General features: G+C 63.1%; 7 protein-coding genes. 2 read left to right on the forward strand and 5 right to left on the reverse strand.

What is annotated here, in order from left to right:
- Positions 1-25 precede the first annotated feature (25 nt).
- Entirely contained in the window at positions 26-1,240 is a 1,215-nt protein-coding gene (locus tag E3T28_RS04930; protein ID WP_134428511.1) for an MFS transporter, read from the forward strand.
- Positions 1,241-1,292: 52 nt separating this feature from the next.
- Here the strand turns inward: E3T28_RS04930 and E3T28_RS17720 are convergent, their stop codons facing one another.
- The 3 genes from E3T28_RS17720 to E3T28_RS04945 form a co-directional block, all read right to left on the reverse strand.
- A complete protein-coding gene (locus E3T28_RS17720; protein ID WP_134428513.1) occupies positions 1,293-1,826 on the reverse strand; it encodes a GNAT family N-acetyltransferase in 534 nt (177 codons plus the stop codon).
- A gap of 90 nt (positions 1,827-1,916) precedes the next feature.
- Entirely contained in the window at positions 1,917-2,474 is a 558-nt protein-coding gene (locus E3T28_RS04940) for a GNAT family N-acetyltransferase (RefSeq protein WP_134428515.1), read from the reverse strand.
- 61 nt (positions 2,475-2,535) lie between these two features.
- Positions 2,536-2,937, reverse strand: coding sequence for an NUDIX domain-containing protein (locus tag E3T28_RS04945; protein ID WP_134428517.1), 402 nt, complete (start codon positions 2,935-2,937; stop codon positions 2,536-2,538).
- A gap of 187 nt (positions 2,938-3,124) precedes the next feature.
- Here E3T28_RS04945 and E3T28_RS04950 point away from each other — a divergent pair, with 187 nt between their 5' ends.
- Entirely contained in the window at positions 3,125-3,808 is a 684-nt protein-coding gene (locus E3T28_RS04950) for a CG0192-related protein (protein ID WP_134428519.1), read from the forward strand.
- A gap of 358 nt (positions 3,809-4,166) precedes the next feature.
- Here the strand turns inward: E3T28_RS04950 and E3T28_RS04955 are convergent, their stop codons facing one another.
- Positions 4,167-5,222, reverse strand: a complete 1,056-nt coding sequence (locus tag E3T28_RS04955) for a CU044_5270 family protein (protein WP_134428521.1) — start codon at positions 5,220-5,222, stop codon at positions 4,167-4,169.
- 25 nt (positions 5,223-5,247) lie between these two features.
- Positions 5,248-5,844 (reverse strand): RNA polymerase sigma factor, encoded by a 597-nt coding sequence (locus E3T28_RS04960; protein ID WP_241979168.1) that lies wholly within the window; start codon positions 5,842-5,844, stop codon positions 5,248-5,250.
- Between the last annotated feature and the right edge of the window lie 326 nt (positions 5,845-6,170).

The raw sequence follows: 6,170 nt of genomic DNA on the forward strand, positions 1-6,170 counted from the left end.
GCGCCATTTCTCACGGAGCTCAACCATGCCCGCAACGACTCTGTCCGCAACCTACGCGGATGTTCTCAGACTCAAGCACGTCCCTTTTGTTTTCTCGAGCGCCCTCACCGGACGCTTCGCCTATCCTCTCGTCGGTCTGCCTCTCCTCTTCGCTGTTGAAGAAGCGACTCAGTCCTTTTCCGCTGCCGGTATCGCAGTCGGCGCCTACGGGGCTGGTGCCGGTTTCCTTGCACCAGCCCGAGCCCGCCTCATCGATCGATTCGGTCGCCGCCGAGTCCTCCTCTTACTCAGCAGCGTTTTCGGGTTGAGCCTGGTCGCTCTCGCACTGCTCACGAGCTCGGGCGCACCAGTCTGGTTATGCGTGACCGTGGCCGGTCTCCTCGGCGCGTTCGCTCCGCCCTTGGGCCCGACGATGCGTGTCGCTTGGGCGTCGTTGACCCCGACTCCAGTCCTCCTGAAGAAGGCTTTGAGTCTGGACGCAGTCCTGGAGGAGTTGCTCTACCTCGCCGGCCCGGCCTTGTCGGGACTGCTGTTGGTCATCATTCATCCAAGTACAGCCCTACTCATCCCTGCCGCACTGATCTTGGTCGGGACCGTACTGATGATGTCTTCTCCCGCGATGGCCGCGACCCCGGTCGACGCGTCAAGCACGAACGCAGCTGGCACTGCGCCCTTGCTCACAGAGCCGCGGTTCATCGCGCTGCTCCTGCCCGTTCTGGCAGCCGGCCTTGTGGTCGGCACCGTCTATGTTGCGGTCCCGGCCATGATTGCCACCCTCGGTAATGCGGTAGCGGTGGGGGTTGTCCTCGCCCTGTTCGCGGCCGGCAGCGCCGTTGGAGGCCTTGTCTACGGGGCTCTAAACATCACGGTGTCCTCGCAGCGCCAACTCGTGATCCTGGCGATGTTGTTGATCATGGCCTCCGCCGGTGCTGGCCTCGCGACGTCGACGATCTCCCTGGGACTGGTTATCGCGGCCGCTGGACTCTTCCTTTCGCCGGTCATGATCGTGGCGTATTTTGCGGCCAACGATTTTGGTGGGGCGACGCGCCAGACCGAGTCAACAACGTGGGTGAACACCGCTCACAACGTGGGTGCCGCGGCCGGGAGCGCGCTCAGCGGCTTCCTCGTCGAGAGCTGGAACGTGAGTTCAACCTTCCTCACCACAGCTGCGGCAGCCGCCGTCTTCGTCGCCCTTAGCACCGGCATCTCCGCGAGACTCTGGCGACGCCCCTCCGCCTAATTGCGGAGTGAAAGCGAAACCTTATCCGCGGCGCCAATGGCCATGGTGCTCCTCAGCGGTCGTTCGATGGTTCCAGGGGCTCGAGTTGAGACAGGAGCATCCGAATGAACGTCGTTCCTTCGGGTGCGGGCCGTGCGTGACCGTCTGGCTGCCAGCCCCGAGAAGTGTAAAAACGGATCGCACGGTCGTTCTCGCTCCACACCTCGAGGACGGCAGCGGCGGAATCGGTGGCCAACCGTTTGGTCTCAAAGGCTTCATAGAGTCGGCTACCGATTCCCCGACCCCAGGCCTGCGGATCCACATACAGACCTACCAACTCGAAAACGTCGGCCCCCGCACCACCCGGAAGGGTCGTAGCAGTCATCGCGGCGAAGCCAAGGAGGTGGCCAGCCACGGAGGCCGTCATGACGGTGTGTTCGGGCGAACTGAGACGGTTCCGCCACACAGGTTCGTAGTCCCACTCCTGACCGGGAACCGCCAGCAGCCGAGGACTCTTCGAGTAGTAGGCATCTCGCGCTGCTACATGGATGCGAGCTATGTCCTCAGCGGACTCGGGACCGGCCTGAACGATTCGGATATCGGGCATGGACGGGAGTTTAAACGAGCTGGGCGGAGATCCGGCCCAGATTCCCCCGATGGGGAGCAAAGCTCAAGCACAACCTTTGACGGACCAACCTCATTTGGTGATCAGGGAGTACACGAACATGTCACGGTGCACCCCGCCAACTTGCCGCCATGAGCGCAGGAGGCCTTCGCGTTCAAACCCAGCGCGTTCAGCGGCACGCCAGGAACCCTCGTTCCAGGGCTCCACGTATAGCTCGAGCCGGTGTAGCTGCTGGAGAGTCCGAGCCCAGTCGACAACCGCGACGATCGCGTCGGCGGCGTATCCGCGGTTTCGAGCTGAGGGTCGAATCCAGTAGCCGACGCTCGCGCGTCCGTGATTCTCATGTTCCAGCCAGAGCCCGATTTGTCCGACGGCAACGTCGTTCTCGTCGGCGATCGCGAATGAATACCCCGTCCGAGTGTGCAACCGTTCGTGCTGCCGCTCGATGAAGGCCAGTGCAGCTTCCTCGCTGTTGTCAGTCGGGACGCTGGTAATGGTCGGGATCAGGTCGTCTTCGGACGCTTCTTGAATCATCGGGGCATCGTCCGAGCGAAACGAGCGCAGTGTGACGGTTCGCCCTGCCAGCAGAGGCAGGATGAGCTGGTTTGGGCGTCCCGGATCGACATTCATCTGCTAACTGTGCCATGTCGACTGGGCCCGAAGCCCAAAGGGGAACCGCTACCGACAGGGATTAGGTCAGCACCTGTTCAAAGAGCGCTGGGTACTCATCATCAGCTAGATCTGAAGACATCGCCTCGTCCAAACTGAACCAACCGAAAGCGTCGTGTTCATCGGGCGCCGCATTGACGATGTCGCCGTCCCACGCGTCGACCCTCCACACCTCCAGGAGGACGTCAGCTGCTCGACGCGTCAGCAAAGCGTTTCCGCCGGGTGGGGTGATCTCTACGCCCAGCTCTTCTCGAAGTTCTCGCACGAGGGCCTGTTGACTACTCTCGCCTGCTTCGACGTGACCTCCCGGGAGGTCCCAGACATCGGGGAACCACGCTTTCGATGGTGATCGGTGCACGAGGAAAACGTGCCCTGCGCGCACGAGCAATCCGCACGACACATGATGCGTCACGTATTCATCCATGACACGAGCCTACGGACAGCTCATCAAGTGAGATCACAGGACCGCCGTTAAGAAGCGGAACGTTCTCGCGGACCCCTGACCTTCAACGACGTCGAACAGGACCTCGGGGAAAGACAGCAGTGGGCCAGCGCTGTTTGCAGGATTTCGGGCGAAGCGTTGGTATGAGGGCACCCTTAGAATCGGCCGTATGGCACTCCTGTATAAGGCCGAGCTGCGGCCGTCGAAGATCGAGCTCATCGAAGGATGGGCGCCGACCCAGCCGTGGTTTGAAGGCAACACTGGCTCAAGCTTTGCGAGCGTTGGTTCATTCCGCTTCGATGATCCCGATGGCGAGGTTGGGATCGAAACCATACTCGTCAGGGTCGGAGAGGGGCCAGTGCTGCAGGTCCCTCTGACCTACCGGGGGGCGCCGCTCGCGGGCGGCGATGCCTGGCTTATCGGCACCATGGAGCATTCCGTTCTGGGCCGACGATGGGTGTACGACGCAACGGGAGATCCCGCCTATCTGGCGGCGGTTGCAACAGCCGCGCTCACGGGGGGAGGCCAAGCCAAGCAATACATCGAAATAGGCGGGGTGAGAGTCCTCCGTGAGTCGACGGTCGACGTCGCGGGCAGCGGCAAGACCGACGGGCCCGTACCGTCGCTACCGTCGGCTGGCACGGTGTCCACACTGTACGAATTCGGCGCTACCGTCATCGAAGCGGGTGCCCTGCGAATCGTCGTGGCGCGGCGTCTGGCCGCTCAAGGACCCCAGCCGCATGGCTCGAATGGGCTCGACGCTTTGAACAACCCTGGGCAAGCGCAGATACTCACCGGCACTTGGACAAACCAGCCGAATCCGCAGAAGCTCGTTCAGGCAAAGGTTCTCTGATCACATGCGGCGACAATGAACACTGCCCGCCGCTTGAGGGCATGATGAGCCCGCTTACTTCATCGACCTGACCACGACGCTGCCGCCCTGAAGGGAACCCTCAACGGGAACGGGAACGGGCCTTGGGCCGCGAGCGAGCCCATGGTTACTGACGCGGGCCTGTGGGTTGGCGTGGCACTCACAGGCCGGCTGACAGACACGCGGAGCCGGATGCGCTATTCGAATATCGTCGAAGGCGCATCCGGCTCGATACCTCACTAGCTAACCGGGGCCTCGGCCGTGGCCTCTGAAGGCAACGGGATGGGTTGCGAGTAAGTCCCGGCGCAATCGATGCGGCTGATGAGTGGCGCGCGTTCCATCACTTCTTGCCCTCTGGCGGGCAGTGGGACTCACCGGGACGCTCGCCAGGCACGCAGCCCGCGAGATCGCTGGCTCCATTCGGTGTTCCCCCGGCGGGGGCCACATCGACGATGGAGGTGTGTACGCTCGACCAGCTCCATACGTCGCCCGCGGCGATGCTCGATTCCGGTATCGCTACGACGGCAACCTCACGTTCGCCGATCAGGCGTCCGGAAGTGGGGTCAATGATGATCTCCTGGCGGATTCCGTTCTTGCCTTCGACCCGCCCGATGGCGGTGCCTGTCTGGCCGTCGAGGGTGGCTTGATCATCGATGATCGTGACGCCGGGAATCATCGCTGCTGTGCGGAGGAGAGCGGCACGCAGGTCGGCGGGAGCAGTGCCCTGTCGAAGCGTGTCGGCAATGAATACGAGCGCCTCTCCGTCTGCAGACGATCCGGCGCCGAGGGTGGTGAGGTAAATATGGTTCAGAAGCCGGTAGGGGTCCCGTGGCATTGAGGCGAAGTCGCCCCACTGGCTGTCTGCGCTGTTCCCATAGAACGCTCCGGAGGGTGCCCGCAACAGTTCGGGGTCTCCGGCCTGCGCCCCAGACGGGTAGGAGCGCTCCACCATCTGCTCACCGCCTGGGGTGAGTACATCAACGACACTGACTGGCTCGCGGACCCAAACCCAGTCATCGGATCGGTCCGCCGGCACATACAGCTGACCCGACTCCTTGATCCGGAAGGCAATGACGGGACCGTTCTGCTCCTGCCCGTCGGTGACATGCACTGTCTGGCTCAAAACTCGAAGGTATTGCCCCGCGGTGAGTGGGGCGTCCTCGAAGGTGATTGCCGCGACGGCGGCGCGTTCGAGAACGGCAGCTGCGGCCGCGTCGGCACCGCCGCGCCAGCCGCCGAGCCCGAGCACGTTCGTGGCGACGAGGACCCCCACGATTGCGAATGCTCCGGCGGCACCGAGGCCTGCGAGGGTGAAGCGGCGCCGGGTAGTGGTCGCACGCTGCTGAGGTGCGGCGGCGTTGATCTTGTTGAACAGTGCCGCCCGTCCTCGCGTCATTGATTCGTCGGTTGGATTCCCGTCTTCACGCAGTCTCCGCAGCAACGTCACTTCGTCCATGCTCCACCTCCAGTTCCGGGGTCGGGCCCCGGTGGCTAGCCGCGCGCAGCGTGCGCCGTGCGCGGTTCAGACGTGAGCGGACGGTTCCTACGGGGATTCCCAGCGCTTGGGCAACACCCTCGTAGTCGAGGTCAGCCCAGGCGTATAGAAGTAGCGCATCCCGATCGCGCGTCGGCATCTTCCGCAAGGCGACCGCGATCGCTTTCACTGCGACTTCCGCGTCGATCCGCGACCCGATGGCATCAATCGCATCCACAGGCACGGCCGCAGCACCGTCGGCGACGAGGCCCTTCCACGCTTTCGCCTCCACTCGGGAGTGCTTGCGCATCAACGTCGTCGCAATACCAAACAGCCACGGCCGCGCGTCGCCGACGGTGATGTCGAAGGAATCCCGCTTATCGAACGCGACAAGAAAGGTTTCCGACATGATGTCGTCGGCATGGCCATGGCCCACACGACCGGCGGCATAACGGAACACAGCCCGCGCATACCGGTCGTACAGCTCGGCGAAGGCCGCGGGTGTTGCCCGGGACCTTCTGATGATGTCGCTATCTTCGCTCACAAAAGGTATTGCTCATTTCCCCCACATTGGTTCACGCTCATTCTGTCTACTTTGGTGAGCGCCGGCACGCACATCGAGAGCGAATCTATTCGCACGAGCGAACGGGCCCGGAAATTCCACCTGTTGCAGGGTTCGTGGCCGCAAGCCGGCCGCGCTTAGGTTCCTCTTGGCGTGCAACGGAGGGGTGACTCGGTCCTGTTCGACGGGTGCCCAAGGGAACCCTATGCGGGCGCGAGGCTTCAGTGCGGCTGGTCTTGGTGCAGGAAAGAATGCAGGATCTCAACCCATTGGTCGAACGCGTCCAGATGGGCGTCATGGGAGGCGTC

It is taken from the genome of Cryobacterium sinapicolor (assembly GCF_004403465.1).
Lineage (GTDB): Bacteria > Actinomycetota > Actinomycetes > Actinomycetales > Microbacteriaceae > Cryobacterium > Cryobacterium sinapicolor.

Excerpts from the sequence above, each read along its gene's own strand:
- E3T28_RS04930 (WP_134428511.1), top strand. The coding sequence starts at position 26 with ATGCCCGCAACGACTCTGTCCGCAACCTACGCGGATGTTCTCAGACTC.
- E3T28_RS04955 (WP_134428521.1), bottom strand. The coding sequence starts at position 5,222 with ATGACGCGAGGACGGGCGGCACTGTTCAACAAGATCAACGCCGCCGCA.
- E3T28_RS17720 (WP_134428513.1), bottom strand. The coding sequence starts at position 1,826 with ATGCCCGATATCCGAATCGTTCAGGCCGGTCCCGAGTCCGCTGAGGAC.
- E3T28_RS04940 (WP_134428515.1), bottom strand. The coding sequence starts at position 2,474 with ATGAATGTCGATCCGGGACGCCCAAACCAGCTCATCCTGCCTCTGCTG.
- E3T28_RS04950 (WP_134428519.1), top strand. The coding sequence starts at position 3,125 with ATGGCACTCCTGTATAAGGCCGAGCTGCGGCCGTCGAAGATCGAGCTC.
- E3T28_RS04945 (WP_134428517.1), bottom strand. The coding sequence starts at position 2,937 with ATGGATGAATACGTGACGCATCATGTGTCGTGCGGATTGCTCGTGCGC.